Source organism: Streptomyces sp. NPDC088197 (assembly GCF_044741185.1).
Taxonomy (GTDB): domain Bacteria; phylum Actinomycetota; class Actinomycetes; order Streptomycetales; family Streptomycetaceae; genus Actinacidiphila.
Map to the genome: position 1 here is coordinate 631,211 of NZ_JBIUSD010000002.1, position 21,724 is coordinate 652,934.

General features: G+C 72.4%; 21 protein-coding genes. 8 read left to right on the top strand and 13 right to left on the bottom strand.

The annotated features are described in order from the left end of the window. Positions 1-188 precede the first annotated feature (188 nt). From ACIOC1_RS07455 to ACIOC1_RS07485, 7 genes are all read right to left on the bottom strand, one after another. On the bottom strand, positions 189-1,937 hold the full coding sequence (locus ACIOC1_RS07455) for a dipeptide ABC transporter ATP-binding protein (protein ID WP_401852524.1): 1,749 nt from the start codon (positions 1,935-1,937) through the stop codon (positions 189-191). After that, positions 1,934-2,923, bottom strand: coding sequence for an ABC transporter permease (locus ACIOC1_RS07460; protein ID WP_355348635.1), 990 nt, complete (start codon positions 2,921-2,923; stop codon positions 1,934-1,936). Before ACIOC1_RS07460 ends, ACIOC1_RS07455 begins: the two co-directional genes overlap by 4 nt. Next, on the bottom strand, positions 2,920-4,047 hold the full coding sequence (locus tag ACIOC1_RS07465; RefSeq protein ID WP_401852527.1) for an ABC transporter permease: 1,128 nt from the start codon (positions 4,045-4,047) through the stop codon (positions 2,920-2,922). The genes ACIOC1_RS07460 and ACIOC1_RS07465 overlap by 4 nt, the downstream gene beginning before the upstream one ends. A gap of 3 nt (positions 4,048-4,050) precedes the next feature. Beyond that, positions 4,051-5,769: an ABC transporter substrate-binding protein gene (locus ACIOC1_RS07470; RefSeq protein ID WP_401852530.1), complete on the bottom strand. Its 1,719-nt coding sequence runs from the start codon at positions 5,767-5,769 to the stop codon at positions 4,051-4,053. Positions 5,770-5,939: 170 nt separating this feature from the next. After that, on the bottom strand, positions 5,940-6,038 hold the full coding sequence (locus ACIOC1_RS07475; protein WP_355348626.1) for an Ms4533A family Cys-rich leader peptide: 99 nt from the start codon (positions 6,036-6,038) through the stop codon (positions 5,940-5,942). A 121-nt stretch (positions 6,039-6,159) separates the two neighbouring features. Continuing rightward, the gene (locus tag ACIOC1_RS07480; protein ID WP_401852532.1) at positions 6,160-7,602 is read right to left on the bottom strand and encodes a DUF3152 domain-containing protein; all 1,443 of its coding nucleotides are present in this window, start codon (positions 7,600-7,602) and stop codon (positions 6,160-6,162) included. A 21-nt stretch (positions 7,603-7,623) separates the two neighbouring features. Then, positions 7,624-8,643 (bottom strand): alpha/beta hydrolase, encoded by a 1,020-nt coding sequence (locus tag ACIOC1_RS07485; protein ID WP_355348620.1) that lies wholly within the window; start codon positions 8,641-8,643, stop codon positions 7,624-7,626. A gap of 183 nt (positions 8,644-8,826) precedes the next feature. Between ACIOC1_RS07485 and ACIOC1_RS07490 the strand changes: the two genes are divergently transcribed. The 4 genes from ACIOC1_RS07490 to ACIOC1_RS07505 all read left to right on the top strand — a co-directional run bounded on the left by ACIOC1_RS07490 (position 8,827) and on the right by ACIOC1_RS07505 (position 10,691). After that, the gene (locus tag ACIOC1_RS07490; protein WP_355348617.1) at positions 8,827-9,093 is read left to right on the top strand and encodes a hypothetical protein; all 267 of its coding nucleotides are present in this window, start codon (positions 8,827-8,829) and stop codon (positions 9,091-9,093) included. A gap of 154 nt (positions 9,094-9,247) precedes the next feature. Next, positions 9,248-9,889: a TetR/AcrR family transcriptional regulator gene (locus ACIOC1_RS07495; RefSeq protein WP_355348614.1), complete on the top strand. Its 642-nt coding sequence runs from the start codon at positions 9,248-9,250 to the stop codon at positions 9,887-9,889. Positions 9,890-10,044: 155 nt separating this feature from the next. After that, positions 10,045-10,275 carry a DUF3107 domain-containing protein gene (locus ACIOC1_RS07500; protein WP_188281577.1) on the top strand — a complete coding sequence of 77 codons (231 nt, stop codon included), beginning with the start codon at positions 10,045-10,047 and terminating at the stop codon, positions 10,273-10,275. A 137-nt stretch (positions 10,276-10,412) separates the two neighbouring features. Then, complete coding sequence (locus ACIOC1_RS07505) at positions 10,413-10,691, top strand: hypothetical protein (RefSeq protein WP_355348609.1); 279 nt, start codon at positions 10,413-10,415, stop codon at positions 10,689-10,691. Positions 10,692-10,788: 97 nt separating this feature from the next. On the opposite strand, the gene ACIOC1_RS07510 is transcribed toward ACIOC1_RS07505, so the two are convergent. Continuing rightward, complete coding sequence (locus ACIOC1_RS07510; RefSeq protein ID WP_355348606.1) at positions 10,789-11,517, bottom strand: ferritin-like fold-containing protein; 729 nt, start codon at positions 11,515-11,517, stop codon at positions 10,789-10,791. Positions 11,518-12,046: 529 nt separating this feature from the next. On the opposite strand from ACIOC1_RS07510, the gene ACIOC1_RS07515 reads away from it, so the two are divergent. The 3 genes from ACIOC1_RS07515 to ACIOC1_RS07525 all read left to right on the top strand — a co-directional run bounded on the left by ACIOC1_RS07515 (position 12,047) and on the right by ACIOC1_RS07525 (position 15,495). After that, entirely contained in the window at positions 12,047-14,215 is a 2,169-nt protein-coding gene (locus ACIOC1_RS07515; protein ID WP_401852784.1) for a DEAD/DEAH box helicase, read from the top strand. Between the two features lie 134 nt (positions 14,216-14,349). Further along, positions 14,350-15,261 (top strand): alpha/beta fold hydrolase, encoded by a 912-nt coding sequence (locus ACIOC1_RS07520; RefSeq protein WP_391161642.1) that lies wholly within the window; start codon positions 14,350-14,352, stop codon positions 15,259-15,261. A 93-nt stretch (positions 15,262-15,354) separates the two neighbouring features. After that, the gene (locus tag ACIOC1_RS07525; RefSeq protein ID WP_355348600.1) at positions 15,355-15,495 is read left to right on the top strand and encodes a hypothetical protein; all 141 of its coding nucleotides are present in this window, start codon (positions 15,355-15,357) and stop codon (positions 15,493-15,495) included. A gap of 143 nt (positions 15,496-15,638) precedes the next feature. On the opposite strand, the gene ACIOC1_RS07530 is transcribed toward ACIOC1_RS07525, so the two are convergent. The 4 genes from ACIOC1_RS07530 to ACIOC1_RS07545 form a co-directional block, all read right to left on the bottom strand. Beyond that, entirely contained in the window at positions 15,639-16,247 is a 609-nt protein-coding gene (locus ACIOC1_RS07530) for a MarC family protein (protein WP_188284666.1), read from the bottom strand. A 208-nt stretch (positions 16,248-16,455) separates the two neighbouring features. Next, positions 16,456-17,313: a PHP domain-containing protein gene (locus tag ACIOC1_RS07535; RefSeq protein ID WP_391052855.1), complete on the bottom strand. Its 858-nt coding sequence runs from the start codon at positions 17,311-17,313 to the stop codon at positions 16,456-16,458. A gap of 495 nt (positions 17,314-17,808) precedes the next feature. After that, positions 17,809-18,447, bottom strand: a complete 639-nt coding sequence (locus ACIOC1_RS07540) for a DUF6758 family protein (protein WP_355348593.1) — start codon at positions 18,445-18,447, stop codon at positions 17,809-17,811. A 113-nt stretch (positions 18,448-18,560) separates the two neighbouring features. Beyond that, positions 18,561-19,154, bottom strand: coding sequence for a suppressor of fused domain protein (locus ACIOC1_RS07545; protein WP_355348590.1), 594 nt, complete (start codon positions 19,152-19,154; stop codon positions 18,561-18,563). A 376-nt stretch (positions 19,155-19,530) separates the two neighbouring features. Here ACIOC1_RS07545 and ACIOC1_RS07550 point away from each other — a divergent pair, with 376 nt between their 5' ends. Continuing rightward, a complete protein-coding gene (locus tag ACIOC1_RS07550; RefSeq protein ID WP_355348587.1) occupies positions 19,531-20,667 on the top strand; it encodes a magnesium and cobalt transport protein CorA in 1,137 nt (378 codons plus the stop codon). Positions 20,668-20,727: 60 nt separating this feature from the next. Here ACIOC1_RS07550 and ACIOC1_RS07555 read toward each other — a convergent pair whose 3' ends face one another. After that, entirely contained in the window at positions 20,728-21,690 is a 963-nt protein-coding gene (locus tag ACIOC1_RS07555) for a DMT family transporter (RefSeq protein ID WP_401852539.1), read from the bottom strand. Positions 21,691-21,724: the final 34 nt, after the last annotated feature.

Below are 21,724 nucleotides of genomic sequence, written 5' to 3' on the forward strand. Positions count from 1 at the left end.
CCCATGGGGGGGTGGTTGGGGGGGGGGGGGGGGGGCCGGGGTTGGGCGTGCTCTTACACCACTCCCGGGGGGGGGGGGGGGGGGGGTTTTTTGGGGGGGGGGGGGGGGGGGGGGGGGGGGGGGCCCCCCCCCCCCACCAAAAGGGGTGAACGGGCGTAACTTCTCACACTGCCACGCGTTGATGTGACCTAAGGTGCGGTCACCATCACGCTCCGCAGTTCCCTGCGGTCCGCCCTGCGGGCCGCGGATTCGGCCGGGTCCAGCACCGGGACGGCCGCCAACAGGCCCTTGGTGTACGGGTCCTGAGGCGCGTCGTAGACCTCGTCGACCGTGCCGGACTCCACGATCCGGCCGCCGCGCATCACCGCGACGCGGTCGCTCACCTGCCGTACCACGGCGAGGTCGTGGGCGATGAAGACCAGCGACAGGCCGAGGTCGCGGCGGAGTTCCGCGAGCAGCGCGACGACCTGCGCCTGCGTGGTGACGTCCAGCGCGGAGACCGGCTCGTCGCACACGATGAGCTTCGGCTCGGGCGCCAGGGCCCGTGCGATACCGACGCGTTGGCGCTGCCCGCCGCTGAACTCGTGCGGGTACCTGTGGTACCACTCCGGGTCGAGGCCGACCCGCTCCAGCAGTTCCTTCACCCGGCCGACGACGGCCTTGTCGCTCAGCTCGCCCGCCGCCCGCAGCGGGTCCGCGATGGACTCGCCGATGCTGCGGCGCGGGTTGAGCGAGGAGACCGGGTCCTGGAAGACCATTTGCAGGTCGCGCCGCAGCGGGCGCAGCGCCTTGTCCCCCAGCCCGCCGATCTCCCGGCCCCGGTAGCGGATCTCGCCCGCGCTCGGGTCGAGCAGCCGCACGAGCATCCGCCCGAGCGTCGTCTTGCCGCTGCCGCTCTCGCCCACGATGCCGAGCGTCTCCCCGGCCCTGACCTGGAGCGACACGTCGTCCACGGCCGTGAGCCGCTGCCGTCCCTTGCCGAACTCCCGCCGCAGCGCGACCGCTTCCAGCAGGGGCTCGGCGCCGGGCTCTTCGGCCGTGCCCGTACGCGCGCCGCGTCCGCGTGGTGTCGCCGCGCCCACGGGCGCGGGAGCCGCGCCCGGCTCCCCGCCGTCCGTCGGCCGCGGGTCGATCCGGGGCACCGCCGACAGCAGCGCCCGCGTGTAGGCGTGCGCCGGGGCGGCCAGCACCTCGGCGACCGGACCGCGTTCGACGGCGGCGCCGTCCCGCATGACGAGGATGTCGTCGACGCTCCCGGCGACGACGCCCAGGTCGTGGGTGACGAGCAGCAGCCCCATGCCGGTCTCGGCCCGCAGTTCGTGCAGCAGGTCGAGGATCTGGGCCTGGACGGTGACGTCGAGAGCCGTCGTGGGCTCGTCGGCGATGAGCAGGCGCGGCTCGCACGCCAACGCCATCGCGATCAGGGCGCGTTGGCGCATGCCGCCGCTGAACTCGTGCGGCCGGGAGCGGGACCGGCGAGCGGCGTCGGGGATGCCGACGCGGTCCAGGACCTCGACGGCGCGGGCCCGCGCCGCGGCGCGCGAGCCGCGGTGGTGCACCCGGTAGACCTCGGCGATCTGGTCGCCGATGGCGTAGTAGGGGTCGAGCGAGGACAGCGGGTCCTGGAAGACCATGGCGGCGGCCCCGCCGCGCAGCTCGCGCAACTCGGCGTCGTCCGCGCCGAGTACGTCGGTCCCGGCGACCCGTACGGTCCCGGAGACCCGCGCGCCCGTACCGCGGTGCAGGCCGAGCAGGGCGTACGCGGTCGCGCTCTTGCCGGAGCCCGACTCGCCGACGAGCCCGAGCGCGCCGCCCGCGCCGAGCGTGAAGTCCAGCCCGTCGACGGCCCGTACGGCCCCGCCCTCGGTGGGGAATTCGATCCGCAGTCCCGCGACCTCCACCAACGGGGCTCCCAGGTCGGTGAGTTGCCCGGTCATGCCAGTACCACCCGTCGGTCGGCCACCGCGTACAGCACGTCGGCGACAGCGTTGGCCACGACGACGGCCAGGCCCATGACCAGCACGATCCCGACCACCACCGGCACGTCCTTGATCTGTACGGACTGCACGAGCTGCTGCCCGAGTCCGGGGATGTTGAACAGCGTCTCGGTGAGCAGCGCGCCGCCGAACATCGTGCCGAGGTCCAGCGCGGACAGCGCGATCACCGGGGTCAGCGCGCCCCGCAGCGCGTGCCGTACGACGATGGCCCGCTCGCTGACGCCGTACGCGCGGAAGGTGCGGATGTGGTCCTCCGCCAGCGTCTCCAGCATCGAACTGCGGGTCAGCCGGGCGTACTTGGCGGCCTCGACCAGGGCGAGCGCGAGCCAGGCCAGCAGCAGATTCCACGCCCACTGCTGCGGGTCCTCGGTGAGCGGGACGTACGAGGGGTACGGCAGCCACTGGAGCCAGGAGCAGAAGAGCAGGAGCAGCAGGATGCCCGTGATGAACACCGGGGTCGCCGTGCCGACCAACGTGAAGCCGGTCAGGGCACGTTCGGTGACGGTGCCGCGCCGCAGCGCGGACAGCAGGCCGGTGCCGACGCCGATGACCAGCCACAGCACCATCGCGCCGAAGGCGAGCGACGCGGTGGCGGGCAGCTTCTCGCCGACCATCGACGTGACGAGTTCGCCGGTGCGGTACGACTGGCCGAGGCAGGGCGCCGGGCAGTGCAGCACATCGGTGCCGGTGCTGTAGTCGTGACCGGCGACGATGCCGCTGAGGAAGTGCCAGAACTGCACGTACACCGGGTCGTCGAGGCCCATCTGGCCGCGGATCTGCACGATCTGCGCGGTCGAGCACTTGGGGCCGCAGGCCAGCCGGGCCGCGTCGCCGGGCGCGAGGTAGAAGCACGCGTAGAGCACGGCGGCCAGGACGAGGAGGACGACGAGGGCCTGGAAGAGCCGCCGCCCGAGGAAGCGGATCACGCGCCGTCCACCGCCTCGGCGTCCGAGGCGCGGCCAGCCGTATCCGTCGCGGCCGTGTCCGAAGAAGCCGTGCCCCTCGGACCCGCCACCGTCGGACCCGTGTCCGAGGAAGCCGTGTCCGAAGAAGCGTCCGCCTTCGCCGACTTCCGTCCCGTCCCCACCCGCAGCCTGCTGGCGACCCGCGGGTCCAGGGCCGTCCGCACACCGTCCGCGAAGACGGTGAAGGCGAGCACGGTCACGAAGAGCAGCAGGGCGGGCAGCAGGACGTACGCGGAGTCGGCCTGGTACCAGGTCGAGGCGCTGGAGAGCATCTGGCCCCAGGAGGGGGTGGGCGGGGTGACGCCGATGCCGAGGAAGGACAGGCCCGCCTCGGAGACGATGTTGGAGGGCAGCAGGATCGCCGCGTAGGTGACGACGGGCGCGACGAGCGCGGGCAGCAGTTCGCGGCGCGCGGTCCGCCACCGGCTGGAGCCCGCGAGCCGTGAAGCGGCCACGTAGTCGAGGGACTTGAGGGTGAGCACCTGCGCGCGGACGATCTTCGCGATGCCGCCCCAGGCGAGCAGCCCGAGGACCAGCATCAGCAGCACGGGCCGCGGGAAGCCGTCGGGGACGACCGCGAGCAGCGCGATGGCGAAGATCAGCGCGGGCATGGTGACGAAGACGTCGGTGATCCGGCTGAGCACGCTGTCGAGGAACCGGTTGCCCAGGCCCGCGCCCAGGCCGAGGGCCACGCCGAGCGCGACCTGGAGGACGGTGGCGCCGAGGGCCACGACGAGCGAGATCCGCGAGCCGTAGACGAGCCGGGCGAACAGGTCGCGTCCGGTGCCGGGTTCGAGGCCGAGCCAGTGGCTGCCGGAGACCCCGCCGAAGGTGCCGACCGGTACGCCGCCGGCCGCGGAGTCGACCAGGTCGGCGTGGTAGGTGGTGGTGTCCTGCCCTTCGAGCGCGGCGAGCAGCGGGGCCGCCACCGCGACCAGGACGAACAGGACGATGACGGCGCCGCCGACGAGGGCCGCGCGCTGTCCGCGCAGCCGCCGCCAGATCTGCCGGGCCCCGGAGGGGGGCGCCGCGGTGGCGGCGCCCTCCCCGGCGGCCGAGACGGCCGAGAGTGCTTCGACGGTCACGGACTACTTCACCGCGGCCTGCGAGATGTCCAGCACACCGGTCCAGTCGCTGATCACGACGTTCTTGATGTTCTTGCCGAACAGCCGCTTGTAGACGGGGTGGAAGAGCGGCACGGTGAGCGCCTGCTCGCCGATCCTCTTGTCCAGCGCGCCCCAGCGGACGGCGGCGGCCTTGAGGTCGGTGATCTTGTTGATCTGGTCGATCTCGTTGTTCACGGCCGGGTCGTCGAGCTGCGCGTTGTTGAAGTTGGCGCCGTCCTTGACGATCTGGCGGCCGTCGAAGATCGGGCCGAGGAAGGGGCCGCCGGACGGCCAGTCCGCGCCCCAGCCGGTGAGGAAGAAGCCGGGCTCGGTCTTCAGGGTGTGGATCTTGTCGGAGAAGGCCGCGTGCTCCTGGCCGTCGAGCTTGACGGTGATCCCGGCCGCCTTGAGCGCCTCCTGGACGGCGGTGGCGACCTCGGGGCCCTGCTCGTCGCCCTTGGTGACGTCATGGGTGAGCGAGACGGTCAGGCCGTTGGGGTAACCGGCCTCCTTCAGCAGCTCCTTGGCCTTGGCCGGGTCACCGGTCTTGCCCGCGGGGAACGGGTCGTAGGCGGTGTAGCCGAAGGACGCCTGCGCGGGCAGGAAGGTGGTGGCCGGGTCGTTGAGCGACGAGCCGCCCTGCGCGTTGATCACCGTGGTGCGGTTGATCGCGTACGCGATGGCCTGCCGGACCTTGATGTTGTCGAACGGCTTCACCTTCGGGTTGAAGGCGATGTAGTCGGTGTAGCCGAAGTGCCCGGTGCCGACCCGCTGGGCGAGGTTCTTGTCGCCGGTCACCTTGGCCAGCTCGGCCGGGCCGAGGTTGGTGTCGGTGGTGACCGCGTCCGCGTCCTTGCCGACGCCCGCCGACAGACGCTGGTTGATCACGGCCTGGTCGAGGCCGGACTGCACGTCGATGGTGTCGGGGTACGCCTTGCGCTGGTCGTCGGTGGCGGCCGACCAGTTGGGGTTGCGCTTCAGCACCAGGTGCTCGCCGTTGTTCTCGTTGCTGACCACCTTGTACGGGCCGGAGGAGACCGGGTGCGCCGCGTATTTGGTGCCGGTGTCCTTGGCCTTGGGCACCGGCGCGAAGGAGGTCTGCGTGGCGAGCAGCGGGAATTCGCCCTCGGGCTTGTTCAGGTGGAAGACGATGGTCTTCGCGTCGGGCGTCTCGATCGAGGACAGGCCCTTGGGGTCCTTGTACGGGCCCTGGTAGTCGGCCGCGCCGACCAGCCAGTCCCGCAGGTAGGGCGCGCCGCCGGACAGCTCGGCGGCGAAGGACCGCTCGATGTCGTACTTGATGTCGGCGGTGGTGATGGGCGAGCCGTCCTCGTACTTCAGGCCGTCCTTGAGGTGGTACGTCCACACCGTGGCGTCCTCGCTGGGCTCGCCGGTGGTGGTCGCCAGGTCGGGGACGACCTTGGCGCCCGCGGCGCCGTCGGCGCGGTTGCGGGTGGTGAGCGTCCGGTAGACCAGCGACGGCACGTTGCCGCCGCCGGAGGTGTAGAGCCGGGCGGGGTCGAAGTTCTCCTGCGCCTGGTTGTTCAGGACGTACAGCGTGCCGCCCTTGCCCGGCTTGCCGTCGCCGCCCGCCTTGGCGTCGTCACCGTTCTTGGGACCGCAGGCGACGGCCCCTCCGGCAAGGGCCAGACCGACGGCGATCACGCCTATGCGGCGGGATGTGGAGGACAGTTGACGCATCAGAGGAACCTTTCGCGGCAGCGAGGAAGGGCGCGCACAGCGGTGCGCGCGAAAAAGCGGAAACGGGTCGTGACGTGCGGGACCGAAGGGTCCGGCCGGAGCAGCCCGTGGCGGAGGAGACGCCGTCCTGGGACGGCGGCCGGGCCTCTACGCGGTGGGGCTGGATGCGGTCAGCGACAGTGAACGTCGGCGACGCAGTGCGCGGCCACGCCGATGAGCGCCAGCTCGATGCCGGCGCGTGCATACGGATGTGCGTGGTGGTGCTGCATGGACAGAAGCGTGCAGCGACGCGACACCAATTGTCAAAGCCAGATCAATACGATCTCAAACGATCACTTATGGATTGCACCGCTGAGCGGGTCCGCGCCTACGGGATGCGGACGGCTCCGCCTACGGGTACGGCCACGCGTTCGGCTTGCAGGTGGGGCCGCCGTCGAGCGACAGGAATTTGGTCTGCTGCATCATCACCGGGGCCGGGGCGCCCTCCTTGGGACAGCCGACGTGGCTGTGCCCGAGACGGTGCCCGACCTCGTGGTTGATCAGCATCTGCCGGTACTCGTGCACCCGCGCGGCGCCGAATGTACTGGCGCCCTGCGCCCATCGGTAGGCGTTGATCATCGTGCGCGGAGTTGACGCGGAGTCACATGACACGTTCTCAACTGTCGTGTCCAGACCGGACTTCGCGCACCACTTCGCGGTGGTGCCGGGACTGGCGAGCGTAATGACGATGTCCGCGGGGCCGGTTGAGACCCGCTCGAAGGACATCTGTCCGCCGTGACCCCAACTCCGGCTGTCGTTCAGGGTCTTGAAGACGGTGTCGCTGAAGAGCTGCGCGTTCAGCGGCAGCCCGCGCTCGACGTCCACCCGGAAGCGCATGACCTTGCCCCTGCCCGGCGCGGCCTGGTGGCCGCCGACCGTGCTGAAGGCGCCGGACAGCCTCAGGTCCGGGTCCAGCGGGTACAGCTTGGCCATCAGCTCGTCGTACGTGGCGGCGGCGGGCGTCGCCGCCGGGGCCCCCGCGGGCGGGCTCGCGGCACCGGGCGCGCGGTCCTGCGAGCGCGACGCCTCGTCGGCCGCCGAGCGCGTCGCGGTGTCCTTGCCGCTGTCCTCGCTGTGCCGTTTCTCACTTCCGCCGACCTGTCCCGCGACCACCACGGCGAGCACCGTGACGACGGCCGCGGCGGCGATCCCGCTGAGCGTGCGCCCCTTGCCGCCGGACTTGGTGTCCACGGCCGTGCCCGTGTCCGCCTCCGGCTCCGGGTCCGGCTCGGGCCCGGCGGCCGGGCCGCCGGGCGGCGGGTCCGCGGGCCCTTCCGGCTCCTGCGGTCCGAAGGCGTCGAGGAATTCCTGTCGCGGGCGCGGGATCAGCCGGCCCGGCGCCTGCATCTGGCCGGGGCCGGGCGCCTGCGCGTGCCGGGCGTACGGGCCCTGCCCCTGGCCGAGCGCGGGGCCCGCGGGCGGGGAGCTCAGCGCGGACGCGGTGTCGTACGCCTCCCAGTCCTCCGCCCACTCGTCGACGAGGTCGAAGGGCAGCTCGCGGGTGCGCGGCGGCCCGGAGTAGCGGCCGGTGTCGGCCGCCCAGTCGTCGGCCGGGCCCCACGCGGTGTGCTCGCGGTGCTCGGGGTGGGCGGGCGCCGGACCGCCGTGGTCCTGCGGCCGGTACTGCGGGAAGCTCCCCGTGTCGTGGCCGGACAGCGGTCCTGGACCGCGGCGGCGGCGCCCGCTGCCGGGGACGCCGGGCCGCAGGGGTCCTGGGACGCCCGGCATTCCGGGCGCGCCCGGAATGCCGTTGTCACGGCCGTCCTGGCCGTCCCGCGCGCTGTGCTTACCCACGTCGCCCACCCACGTCCTCGATCAGCTCCCGGTCGCCTCGGCGCCGGCGGGCCCCGCGTCCGTACGGCCCCGGCCGTCGTCCTCGGCTTCCGCGACCTCGTCCTGGAGATCGCGGAAGCCCCGGGCCACCAGCTCGGGGTGCTCCATCATCGCCACATGGCCGCCGTCGGGGATGACCAACAGCCGGGAATCGCGGAAAGCCCTGGCCGCCCGGCGGGCGACCTTGACCGAGACGAGCTTGTCCCGGCCTCCGTACACGAGCAGCGTAGGGGCGAGGACGCGCTCCGCCTGCCGCCACAGCGAATGCTGGCCACCGAGCGTGTACGCGTCCACGATCCCACGGGTGGAACGCACCATGACGTCCCAGAAATACGGCAGTTCGATCCGCCGCTGGTATTCGGCGACCGCGTCGGCGCGGGCCTGCTCGCCGACCACCCCCGGGTCGCCGTAACAGAGCGCCAGCAGCTCCTGGGTCCTGCGCTCGGCCGGCCAGTTCCTCGTCGCGCGCAGATACAGCGCGGGGACGCCGGGCACCGAGAGCAGCCCGGTGGGCCAGGCGGTGCGCTGCGGCGGCAGCTCGGGGAGCGCGGGCGAGACCAGGGTGAGGGTGCGGACCAGGTCCGGCCGGGCGGCGGCGACCTTGACGGCCACCGCGCCGCCCAGCGAATTCCCGAAGAGGTGGACCGGGCCGCGCCGCTCGGCCTCCAGCAGCCGGACCACCGCCCGCGCGTGCCCCGGAATCGAGTAGTCGCCGTCGTCGGGCGGCGGGGAATGGCCGAATCCCGGCAGGTCCAGCGCCTGTCCCGCGACCCGGTCGGCCAGCGCGGCCATCAGCGCCGACCAGTTCTGCGAGGAGCCGCCGAGGCCGTGCACGAAGAGCGCGGGCGCCGTCCCCGGCCCGTCCGTACCGCGCGATCTGACCACCAGGGTGAGGCCGGGCAGGCTCGCCGTGTGCACCGATTCCCCCGGGGCGAGCCGCGGCCCGGGCGGGAGTACGACCGCCGGTTCTGCGGCCGTCTGGGGAACGTCGGTCGAGGGCATGGATGAATGTTACGAGACGATCACGCGTACGACCGCGTGTTCGCGGTCACAAGAACCTCCGCAAGGGCCGGAAGCCGCCACGCGCTCCGAGGGGCGCGCGCCGCACACCGCGGCCGGGAAGCCGCCATGCACGCGCCTGCCCGGCCGCCTAGGCTCAAGGGTGAGGCAAGAGAAGGAGGGGCCATGTCCGAGAACACCGGGAACGGTAGCGGGGACATCGAACGCTTCGAGCGTGAGGCCGACGAATTCGACGCCGCCCAGATCGCCCGCGACACCGATCTGGATCTGGAAGCGCCGGAGGCCGACACCGCGGAACAGCACGCGGAACTGCTCCAGCAGCACGACGAACCGATCATCGCGCGCCCCTCCCACCAGGTGGAAGAGGCCGATCCGGCCGACGCGGCGGAGCAGCGCAGGGTCGTCGCGCCGGACGAGGACGACTACCGCTGACGGTCGCCGCTCACCGACGGATTCCGCAGGCGCTCTCGCGCGGAGGTTCCAGGTAGTGAGAATGTGCGACCGCACGGCGCACAGGGTCGTTACTGAAAAGTACGATGGCCATCGCAGTGTTCTATCGTTCCTCACTTCAGATTTGGGAGGCGGCGTGACAGCCATCGAGCAAGCTCAGGCGAGGCCGCGCGGCACACGCCTGCCCCGCCGGGCCCGACGTGAACAATTGCTGGGCGCGGCCCAGGAAGTCTTCGTGGCGCAGGGTTACCACTCGGCCGCGATGGACGACATCGCCGAGCGGGCCGGCGTGAGCAAGCCCGTGCTCTACCAGCACTTCCCCGGCAAGCTGGAGCTCTACCTCGCGCTGCTCGACCAGCACTGCGAGTCCCTGCTGCACTCGGTACGGACCGCGCTGGCGTCCACCACGGACAACAAGAAGCGCGTCGAGGCCACCATGGACGCGTACTTCGCGTACGTCGAGGACGAGGGCGGCGCCTTCCGGCTGGTCTTCGAGTCCGACCTGACCAACGAGCCCGCGGTCCGCGAGCGCGTCGACAAGGTCTCGCTCCAGTGCGCCGAGGCGATCAGCGAGGTCATCGCGGAGGACACCGGGCTCTCCCGCGACCAGTCGATGCTGCTGGCCGTCGGCCTCGGCGGTGTCTCCCAGGTCGTCGCCCGCTACTGGCTGGCGAGCAAGAGCACCGTGCCGCGCGACACCGCGGTGGACCTGCTGACCTCCCTGGCCTGGCGCGGTATCGCCGGATTCCCGCTGCACGGCGCGGAGGGCCACCACTGAGGCGGTGCCCCGCCGCCCGTCCGCGTCGCCCCGGGCCTGTTCGCTCACGGCGTTGCCGAGGTACGGATTTCCACCGGCCGCTCCGGGCTAGTCTTTGCTGCGTACGGCGCGAAACCAACCGCGCACACCGCCAGACCATCGGAGGTATCCAAGCCGTGGAGGTCAAGATCGGCGTGCAGCACGCGCCGCGCGAGATCAACATCGAGAGCGCGCAGTCCGTCGCGGAGGTCGAGCAGGCCGTCGCCGACGCGCTGTCCGGCGCCTCGAAGCTGCTGAGTCTGACGGATGAGCACGGCCGCAAGGTCCTGATCCCCGCCGACCGGCTCGCGTACGTGGAGATCGGCGAGCCGTCCGCCCGCAAGGTCGGTTTCGGCGCTTCGCTCTGAACGTCCGGCCCTGAAAGGGGCCGAAAGGGCGGCAACCGGTGCAACCGGTTGCCGCCCTTCGTTTTGTCCCGGCCTCCACAGGGGTAGGACCAGAGCGCACCGGTCCGTACCAGCCGTACCACCGGAAAGGGATCACGATGCTCTGGGAAGCCGTCGCCTACGTCGCCCTCGGGCTCGGCGCCGCCTACGCCGCCGCCCGCCTCTTCCCGCTCCGGCTCCCGTTGAGTCCGCTGCTGCTGGCCACAGGACCGATCGCCGCGCTGCTCGGCGGCCTCGTCACCCGCACGATCGTCGGCCCCGGCCACCCGGAGGCGACGCTGCCCGCCGCGCTGGCGGTGGGGGCGGCCATGCTGAGCGTCCTGGCCCGCCCGCCGAAGCGTGGCCGCCACGCCAAAGTGACCGCGTCGAGCGTCTGACGCGGCCACCGGCGTCCTCAGGAGTCGTGACGGGACCGGCCGTGACGGGACCGGCCGTGACGGGGCGGAGCGTTTCGCGGTGAGGCGTTACGCGGTGTTACGCGGCCAGGCCCAGCGCGGCCATCCGCTTGGTGTGCGCCTCGGTGATCCGCGAGAACATCCGTCCGACCTCCGCGAGGTCGAAGCCGTCGGCGACCCCGCCGACGAGCATGGTGGACAGCGCGTCGCGGTCGGCGACCACCCGCTGCGCCTGCGACAGGGCCTCGCCCATCAGCCGCCGCGCCCATAGCGCGAGCCGCCCGCCGACGCGCGGCTCGGCGGCGATGGCCGCGCGCACCTTCTCCACGGCGAAGGTCGCGTGCCCGGTGTCGTCCAGGACCGCGAGCACCAGCGTGCGCGTATCGGTGTCGAGCCGGGCGGCGACCTCGCGGTAGAAGTCGGAGGCGATGGAGTCGCCGACGTACGCCTTGACGAGCCCTTCGAGCCAGTCCGAGGGCGCGGTCTGCCGGTGGAATTCGTCGAGCGCGGCGCCGAAGGGCTGCATCGCCTTGTTCGCCGACTCGCCGATCTCGGTGAGCCGGTCGCGCAGCCGCTCGAAGTGGTGGAATTCGGCGGCGGCCATCGCGGCCAGCTCCGCCTTGTCCTCCAGGGTCGGCGCGAGTTTGGCGTCGTCCGCGAGCCGTTCGAAAGCGGCCAGCTCGCCGTACGCCAGGGCCCCGAGCAGATCGACGACGGCGGCCCGGTACTGCGGGTCCGCGGACGCGGCGGTCCAGTCCTGGGCGGCGATTCCGGTGGCGGGCGTGGTGTTCTCGTCAGGCGTCTCCATGCTGGGCACAATAGCCAAGTCGGAGCGGCCCGTACGCACCCGTGCGGTGATCTTCGCGGGGCCGGTGACAGGCCGATGACGTGCCGGTGCCGTCCCGAACGAAACATTTGATCGGGTGCAGCTACGTGTTTCCGGGGTAGAGTGGTATTGCACCCGCCGAAAATCGGCTTGCTTCCGATCCTCGGCGGGCGACGTATGCAACACCTGGATGCCCGGTCGGTGGCCCGATCGGCTCCGACACCGACCGCCCTCCTGACATCGGGAGGGGCCCACTCGCGACACGAGCGAGGGCAGCGGTCCCGCGCTGCACAGCCGCCCACGGCTGTACGACACCTCTGCGCGGTCAGTGACCGGCGTCGTCTTTTCCGCGACACGGCCGCTCGACCCCCCTCGCCGCACAGTGCCGCGTCTCACAGAAGAGGCAAGCATCCTGTCCACCACCACGACTTTCCGCAGTCTCGGCATCCTGGCCGAGACCGCCGAGGCCCTTGAGGCCGTCGGCATCATCACCCCCTTCCCGATCCAGGAGATGACGCTCCCGGTCGCCCTCGCGGGCAACGACGTCATCGGCCAGGCCAAGACCGGCACGGGCAAGACCCTCGGTTTCGGTCTGCCGCTGCTGGAGCGCGTCACCGTGACCGCCGACGTCGAGGCCGGGCGCGCCACCGCCGACCGGCTCACCGACGCCCCGCAGGCCCTGGTCGTCGTCCCCACCCGCGAGCTGTGCCAGCAGGTCACCAACGACCTGCTGACGGCCGGCAAGGTCCGGAACGTACGCGTGCTCGCGATCTACGGCGGCCGGGCGTACGAGCCGCAGGTCGACGCCCTCAAGAAGGGCGTCGACGTGATCGTCGGCACCCCGGGCCGCCTGCTGGACCTCGCGGGCCAGAAGAAGCTCGATCTCAAGCACATCCGTTCGCTCGTCCTGGACGAGGCCGACGAGATGCTCGACCTGGGCTTCCTGCCCGACGTCGAGAAGATCATGGGCATGCTGCCGGTCAAGCGGCAGACGATGCTGTTCTCCGCGACCATGCCCGGCGCCGTGATCAACCTCGCCCGCCGCTACATGTCGCAGCCCACCCACATCCGCGCCACCGCGCCGGACGACGAGGGCGCGACCGTCGCGAACACCACGCAGCACGTCTTCCGCGCCCACTCGCTGGACAAGGTCGAGCTGGTCTCGCGCATCCTCCAGGCCGAGGGCCGCGGTCTCGCGATGATCTTCTGCCGTACGAAGCGGACCGCCGCCGACGTCGCCGAGCAGTTGGAGAAGCGCGGTTTCGCCTCCGGCGCGGTCCACGGCGACCTCGGCCAGGGCGCGCGCGAGCAGGCGCTGCGGGCGTTCCGCAACGGCAAGGTCGACGTGCTGGTCTGCACCGACGTGGCCGCGCGCGGTATCGACGTCGAGGGCGTCACGCACGTCATCAACTACCAGACGCCCGAGGACGAGAAGACCTACCTCCACCGCATCGGCCGCACCGGCCGCGCGGGCGCCTCGGGTATCGCGATCACGCTGGTCGACTGGGACGACATCCCGCGCTGGCAGCTCATCAACAAGGCGCTGGTGCTGTCCTTCAACGACCCGGAGGAGACGTACTCGACGTCTCCGCACCTCTACGAGCTGCTGGGCATCCCGGTCGGCACGAAGGGGATACTGCCTCGGGCGGACCGGACGCGTGCCGGTCTCGACGCCGAGGTCGTCGAGGACCTGGGCGAGACCGGTGGCCGCGGCGCCCGCGGCAACGGCCGTCGGCCGGCCGGCGGCAAGCCCGCCGCCGCGCCCGTCGAGGACCGCCCGGCCCGTACGCGCACCCCGCGCCAGCGCCGCCGCACCCGCGGTGGCGAGGCCGCGTCCGGTGCGGCCCCCACGTCGGCCGTCGGCGCCGAGGCCGTGGAGTCCGCCGTCGCGGTCTCCCAGCCCGGTACGGACGAGGTGGCCGCGCCCCGCACCCCGCGCCGCCGTCGCCGTACGCGCGGCGCCGCTCCCGAGGCGGTCGCCGTGGAGACGGTGACGGCTGTCGAGCCGGTCCCCGCCGCTCCGGTCGCCGAGGAGGCCCCCAAGGCACCGCGCCGCCGCCTGCGCAAGGCCGCCGCTGAGCCGGTCGGTGCGCAGACTCCGGCCGCCGCCGCGGTGACGCCGGTGGTCGAGGAGGAGGCGCCCAAGGCCGCCCGCCGCCCGGCCCGCCGCTCGATCCTCAACGGCGAACCCGAGGAGACCGCCGCCCCGGTCACCCCGGTCGCCGAAGAGGCGCCCAAGACGCCGCGCCGCCGCACCCGCAAGACGGTCGCCGAGGCGCCCGCCGCGGTGACCCCGGTGGTCGAGGAGGAAGCGCCCAAGGCGGCCCGCCGCCCGGCCCGCCGCTCGATCCTCAACGGCGAGCCCGAGGAGACCGCCGCCCCGGTCACCCCGGTCGCGGACGAGGCGCCCAAGACGCCGCGCCGCCGCACCCGCAAGGCCGCGACGGCCGTCACCGCCGAGGTGCCCGCACCCGCGGTCGCGCCGGAGGCGGAGAGCACCGCGGACGCGCCGAAGCCGGTGCGCAAGCGGGCGCCCCGCAAGACCGCCGCCGCCGCCGCTGCCGCGGCGGTCGAGGTCGCCGAGGTACCGGCTCCCGCCACCGCGGGGGACGAGGCGCCGAAGACCCCGCGCCGCCGTACCCGCAAGGCGGTCGCCGCGACGGCCGCGGACGAGGGCTGACCTCGGCCGTCTCCGCCGCCGCACCCGTACGGACGAACGCCCCCGGCCCCTCGGCCGGGGGCGTTCGCGTGCCGGGGACACCGGGATCGGGCGGAGGCAACCTGTCGGACATATGCACCGCGTAATCTCGGTTCATGAGCCGACCCACTGCCCTGGATCTGCCGGAGAACGTGTCCGCCCATCGGCTGGAGACGGCCCGCGGATCCTTCGCCGTACTCGACGCCTCCCCCGCCCCCGACGCCCCGCCGCGCGGCACCGCGCTGCTCGTGCCCGGCTTCACCGGCAGCAAGGAGGACTTCCTCCCGCTGCTCACCCCGCTGTCGGCGGCCGGTTTCCGGGTGGTGGCGGTGGACGGCCGCGGCCAGTACGAGTCGGGCGGCCCGCGCGAGGAGAGCGCCTACGCGCAGGGCGAGTTGGCGGCCGACGTGGTCGCGCAGACGGCGGCGCTCGCGGCGGCCGGCGGGGGCGGCCCCGTGCATCTGCTGGGCCATTCGCTGGGCGGTCTCGTCGTACGGGCGGCGGTGATCGACCAAGGTCCCGGCGCGTGGGCGTCGTTGACGCTGATGAGCACGGGTCCGGGTGCGATCTCCGAGGAACAACAGACCCGCACCCAGTTGTTGATCGATGTGCTGCCGGTGATGGATCTGGAGGCCGTCTGGCAGGCGATGCGGTCGATGGACGCGGAGAACGGCGAGCAGCCGGACACCCCGCCCGCCGTCGAGGCGTTTCTGCACCGCCGCTGGGTGACCACGCTGCCAGAGCAACTCGCTGTCACCGCACGGCAGTTGATGGACGAGCCGGACCGGGTGGACGAGCTGGCCGCGGCCGGGCCGCTGCCGAAGCTGGTGATCTCGGGCGAGGTCGACCATGTGTGGCCGCCGTCGTGGATGGACGCGATGGCGACTCGGCTGGGCGCCGAGCGCGCGGTGATCAAGGGCGCGGAGCACTCGCCGAACACCGAGCGTCCCGCCGAGACGGCGGCGGCGCTGATCGCCTTCTGGACCGGCGGCGCGGGGGCCGACGGCACAAGCCTTACCGGTGAGTAATTAGATCGAGAAAGTGTTTCTTTAGTCTAGGGAATGTTTTCGAGGGGGTGTTGGTTGACTACACATGTAACGAGCGACGAAGGGAGAAGCCCCATGCGCTTCGAGATCATGCGACTCGACGACCGAAACGGCAACGCCGTGGACAGCACCGTCGTGGACGCCTCCGCCGTCAACAAGATCGTGCAGCAGGCCGCTGCCATAGGCCAGCGCATCTACATCCGCCCCGCGGACTGACGACGCCACAGGGCCTGGCCCACCGCATCGGCGCCCCGTACATGAAGACGTACGGGGCGCTTTCGCGTGTCCGGGGGCCCGGCGGGGGCCGCAGGAGGCCGCGGGAGGGGCGGCGGGGGGCGCGGGAGGGGCGGCGGGAGGGCTCAGCCCTCGCCGTGGATGAAGCCGAAGATGCCGTTGGCGACCTGCTGGACGGCGATGGCCGACAGGAGCATGCCCGACAGCCGGGTCACCAGCACCACACCGCCCTCCTTGATCAGCCGGATGATCGCCAGCGAGTACCGCATCGTCAGCCACAGCACGGCGTGCATCGCGATGATCGCCACCCACACCGACATCTGCTGACCGAACCCGTCCGCGTGCTGCACCGCCAGGATCACGGTCACGATCGCGCCGGGGCCCGCCAGCAGCGGCATCCCCAGCGGCACCAGCGCGACGTTCACGTCCTTCGTCTGCGTCGGCTCGTCCGCCTTCCCGGTCAGCAGATCCAGCGCGATCAGCAGAAGCAGCAGCCCGCCCGCCACGCGCAGCGCGGGCACCGACACATGCAGATAGTCGAGGATCTGCTGGCCGCAGATCCCGAACACCGTGATCACCCCGAGCGCCACCAGCGCCGCCTGCCACGCCATCCGGCGCTGCACCTTCGTGGCGCGCCCCGAGGTCAGCGCGAGAAAAATGGGCGTGATACCGGGCGGATCCATGATCACGAAGAGCGTGACGAATACCGACCCGAAGAGGGTGACGTCGAACATGGGGCGACTTTCTGGTGAGGGGGGCGGGTCGGGCTGCGCCCGGCAGACGGCGTGTGGGGGGCGGGCCCACCGGGCCGCGGCCACGGGGAGGCCGTCAGCCGACGTCACCTCCGCACGGGTGGCTGGGGGCCGGAAAACGCACCGCGCCGCAGGGGCGGGAGGGGGCCCCGGGGCTCCCCGAAGTGAGGAGCGGGGTCACGTAGGGGCGCTAGACGGCGCTGATGGGCACCGCGCCCGTCGCCCGCCGGGCGATCTCGCGGTAGACCTCGGGGTCGGTGACGCAGTCGCCGAGACGACAGGTCTTGCGACTGCCGTGATAGTCGCTCGACCCGGTGGCCAGCAGCCCCGCCTCGGCCGCGAAGGCCCGTAGCCGGGCCCGGGTCGGGGCGTCGTGGTCCACGTGGTCGACCTCGATGCCGTCGAGCCCGGCCGACGCCAGTTCCGCTATCACCGACTCCGGTACGGTCTCGCCGCGCTTGTGCGCGCCGGGGTGCGCGAAGACGGTGACGCCGCCCGCGCCCTTGACCAGCCGTACCGCGTCGAAGGGGTCCAGCTCGTGCTTGGGTACGTAGGCCCGCCCGGCGTTCGTCAGCCAGTCGTCCGTGAAGGCGTCGGAGACGGTGGGGACCACGCCGAGCTCCACCATCGCGGTCGCGATGTGGGGGCGGCCGACGGAGCCGTCCCCGGCGATGGCGGCCACCCGCTCCCAGGTCACGGGCACGCCCAGCTCCTGGAGCTTCGCCACCATGGCCCGCGCCCTGGGCACCCGGTCGTCCCGTACCAGCTCCCGCTCCCGGTACAGCTCCGGCTCCTCCGGGTCGAACAGGTACGCCAGCATGTGCATGCTGATCCCGTCGATCCGACAGGACAGCTCCGCGCCGGTGACCAGCGTCAACGGCACCGTCAGCGCGCGCAGCGCCGCCGTCGCCTCCGCGTATCCGCCCACCGTGTCGTGGTCCGTCAGCGCCACGACGTCCAGACCGGCCCCCGCCGCGTTCCGCACCAGCTCGGCGGGCGCGTCGGTGCCGTCACTCGCGGTGGAGTGAGCGTGCAAATCAATCCGCACCGGGGCGCTCCGCTGGGCAGTAGTGTCTTCTCGGCCAGCCGCCAGCATAAGCCTTCCCCCCACCCCACCCGCCGCTGCTCCGCCACCCCCGCAGCCCCCGCCCCTGACGTGGCGCACGTCTTTCGCCCGGACGGCGAGCCGATCTTTTCAGGGGCGCGCGGAACTGCGCCACCAGCCACGACGCTCCCGCAGGTCACCACCCGCCCCGGCGGGGCAATTCGGTTGTCCCCGGACCACCGGCCGGTGGTGGGTTGCCCGCGCAGTTCCCCGCGCCCCTGACGGGGCGCACCGTCTTTCGCCCGGACGGCGAGCCGATCATTTAAGGGGCGCGGGGAACTGCGCCGCCAGCCACCACGCTCCCGCACGTCACCACCCGCCCCGGCCGGGCAATCCGGTTGTCCCCGGACCACCCGCCGGTGGGGGCTCGCCGCGCCCCTGGGGGGGACCGACTTGCGCAAGGCGGGGGTACGGGTGGGGGTGGCCCCCCGGGAGGGGCTAGGCGAGGAGGCGGGGGGAGAGGGCCCCGCAGGGGAGCATGTCGACCTCGGCCCCGGCGTCGCGGAGGTCGGTGAGGACGAGCTCGTCGTACATGAGGAGCCCGGTCTGCTCGGGCCAGACGATGGCCCAGAGCCAGAGCCCGCGGGCCTCGCCGGCGAAGACGACACGGTCGTCGGGAGCGCCGTTGACGTGCCAGAGCGGCGTCGGCCGCCCGGCGGCGAGCACCTTGGCGTGCGGAGGCTTGTCGACGCACATGCCGGGCCCCGGATCGGGCCCGGGAATCCCGGCGTGACGGGCGCCGAGCCCGACGCCCAACTCCTCGGCGATGAGCATGAGTTCACCGGGTCCGCCGAGCGGCCCGGGTCCCGAGCAGGCCACGGCGGTGGCCCGCCCGCCGCTGCGGTCGTCGCCCGCGGCGGCGACACCGGAGAAGAGCCAGCCGACCGGCAGGGGCCACGGCATCCAGACGGGCACCTGGGCGCGGTGCACCACGACGCCGAGCGCCTCGACGCTCGGGGGCACGACGGGTTGCAGCGGATACACGGTCCCGTGCTCGTCGCACTGCCAGGAGTCGGCGAAGAGGCCGGGCGCTCGCACCCTGCCACCGCACTTCGGGCAACTGGGTTCGCCCCTCATAACGACCAACGGTCCTCCGGGTCCGTGCCCCCGTCAAGGACGATCACCCAGGTGGTTCAGCGACACCACGCGCCTGGCGGAGCGCGGGACGCGACCGGGACCGGCGGCCCGGATCAGCCGAGGGCCACGGCCCCGCGCAGCGGATCGCGCAGGTCCGTGCCGTGCGAGAGCCAGCGTTCCTGGAGGGCGGCGGCGCCGTGCACCCGCTTCCAGGCGGCCTCGGTGTGGGTCATCGGCAGCAGCGGCAGGAAGCGGACGGGGTCGGGCGCCGGGTCGAGGGCGTCGAGCACCAGGTCCTCGACCAGGCCCCCGCCCTCGGCGACGAGCACGGCGGAGAAGGGCGCGCCCGGCCAGAGCGGCTCGCCGACGTCCAGCGAGTTGCCGGGGGCGACGACGACCCCTTCGACCTGCGGAGAGGCGCCGAGTACGGCGAGCGGCCGCAGCACCTTGTCGGTTTCGGCCACACCGGCGCGTACCGACAGCAGCAGTTCGGCGCGCGGGCCGCGTACGGGATCGGCGACGGTGGCGAGAGGCTCGTTCATGGGCTGCGCCGACATCCCGAGGGTGGCGTATCGCAGCAGGTCACCGTCGCGGTAGCGGAGTACTTCGATGCGGTCGACGCCGAGGAACGTCACGGCGGCGCGCGCGTCCGGCGCGCCGAAGGCGGAGCGCAGTCGCGCCTCGACCAGCGTCAGGAGATCACCCATGCGGCGAGCATAGATCGCGTATGGAACCGGCCAAGCGCGGTCGAGCGGGCACGCGGACGCGCTAAGGTGGGGTGTTCATATACGACATCCCCCAGCGGGGCATGGCCGGAGGAGGTGGGGACTGCAGTGGATCCGAGTCGACCGTGCAGTACCGGCAGCTCTTCCGAACGCCGTCCCGTGATGTGAGCCTGCGCGCTACTTACCCGGCCCTTGTGCCGTGAAACGCGTGACCTCACGATCCTCACGATCTGCCCGCGGAGCGAATCCGCGTCGGAAGAGCGCCCTGAACTGCCTGGTGATCAGCCAGTACTGATCCCGTCCTGATCAGCATTCAGTGCGGCGTGATGCCGTCGGCCAGTCCGTGAAGGAGCTTGCCATGTCGATGATCCGTGATCTGCGCGCTGTCGTACGCCCCGCGCTGCGCAAGAGCACCGCGTCCTACGACTACGGGCCGACTCACGACGTCTCCGCCGCCGGCAGCGCGGTGGTGGACTGCGCGGTCTACCGCGACGGCGTGCGGTGCAGCGACACCGTCGGTCTCAGCGAGGCGCTGGCGAGCGTGCGGGCCGGGCGCAGCGGCGAGCAGTGCGACGGGCGCGACGGCTTCGTGTGGATCGGTCTGCACGAGCCGACCGAGCAGGAATTCGCCGGTATCGCCCAGGAGTTCGGCCTGCACCCGCTGGCGGTCGAGGACGCGGTCCACGCCCACCAGCGGCCGAAGCTGGAGCGGTACGACGACTCGCTGTTCACGGTCTTCAAGACGATCCGCTACGTCGAGCACGCCGAGCTGACCGCCACCAGCGAGGTGGTGGAGAGCGGCGAGGTGATGGTCTTCACCGGCCGGTATTTCGTGATCACCGTGCGGCACGGCAGCCACGGTTCGCTGCGCTCGCTGCGGCACCGCCTCGAGGACGACCCCGAGCTGCTGGCCAAGGGCCCGTCCGCGGTGCTGCACGCCATCGCCGACCAGGTCGTGGACGACTACCTGGCCGTCACCGAGGCCGTGCAGGACGACATCGACGAGGTCGAGATCGACGTCTTCTCGGCCGAGAACGGCAAGCCGTCGCGCGGCGGCGACGCGGGCCGGATCTACCAGCTCAAGCGCGAGGTGCTGGAGTTCAAGCGCGCGGTGGCGCCGCTGCTGCGGCCGATGCAGGTGCTCGGCGAGCGGCCGATGCGGCTGATCGACCCGGAGATCCAGAAGTACTTCCGCGATGTCGCCGACCACGTGGCCCGCGTCCACGAGCAGGTCATGGGCTTCGACGACCTGCTCAACTCGATCCTCCAGGCCAACCTCGCGCAGGCCACCGTCGTGCAGAACGAGGACATGCGCAAGATCACCGCCTGGGCGGCGATCCTGGCCGTCCCGACGATGATCACCGGCGTGTACGGGATGAACTTCGACACGATGCCGGAGCTGCGCTGGAAGTTCGGCTATCCGACCGTGCTGATCGGCATCGTGGCGATCTGTTACGTGATCCACCGCGGCTTCCGGCGCAACGGCTGGCTCTGACCCCGGCCCCGGCTCCAACCCCGGCTCTGGCTCCGGCTCCGACGCGGGTGCGCGCGGCGCTCAGGCGGTCTTCCTGCGGTCGGCGAGGATCACCAGGGCCAGGCCCACGAGGATCACGCAGAGCGCCGGGTAGGCGGACCAGGCCGGGATCTGGCCCAGCCACAGCGCGGCGATCAGCGCCGCGCCCGGCGTCTCCAGCAGGATCGCGGTGGAGGTGGTGGACGGGCCGAGGCCGCGTACCACCCGGTTGAGCAGCGAGTGCCCGAGCAGTTGCGCGACGACGGTGAGGGCGGCGATCCTCAGCCACGTACGGCCGTCGTAGCCGCCGAGCGCGGAGCCGGAGACCAGGCAGGTGACCAGCAGGACCGCGGCGGTGGTCGCGTAGCAGACGTAGGTGTACGCGGTCGTGCTCGCGGTCCTGCGCACCTCGGAGCCGAGCAGGACGTATCCGGCGGCGGCGATGCCGCCGCCGAGGGCCAGGGCGTCGCCCGCGAGGGCCCGGGTGTCGGTGGACAGGTCGATGCCGGTGAGGATGACGACGCCCGCCACGGCGAGCGCGGTGCCCACCCACACCAGCCGGGGCGGCCGGTGGCCGCGTATCCGCAGGATGATCGTGGTCCAGATCGGCGTGGTGGTGCACAGGGCGGTCGAGGTGGCCACCGACGTCATCGACAGGCTCGGCAGCCACAGTCCGAAGTGCAGCGCGAGCACGACACCGGCGAGCACCGAGAGCGTCAGCGCCCTGCGGCCCATCCGCCGCAGTTCGGCGCGGCCCCGCCACAGGGCGAACGGGCTGAGGACGCCGACCGCCATCGCGTTCCGCCAGAAGGCGATGGCGAGCGCGGGCGCGGCCGTCGAGGCGATCAGCGGGGCCGACATCGAGACGCTGGCGATGGCCACGGTGAGCAGCGTGAAGTCCAACGTCCGCGCGGCGGCGGGCTCGGCGCCCGGCCCTCCCGCGGCGGCGGGCCCCGTACCGGTGTCCGGCAGCGGAAGCGCGGCGGCGGCGGGCTCGGCGGTCACGGGACTCCTCGGGCGGACGCGGTGCGGTGACAGG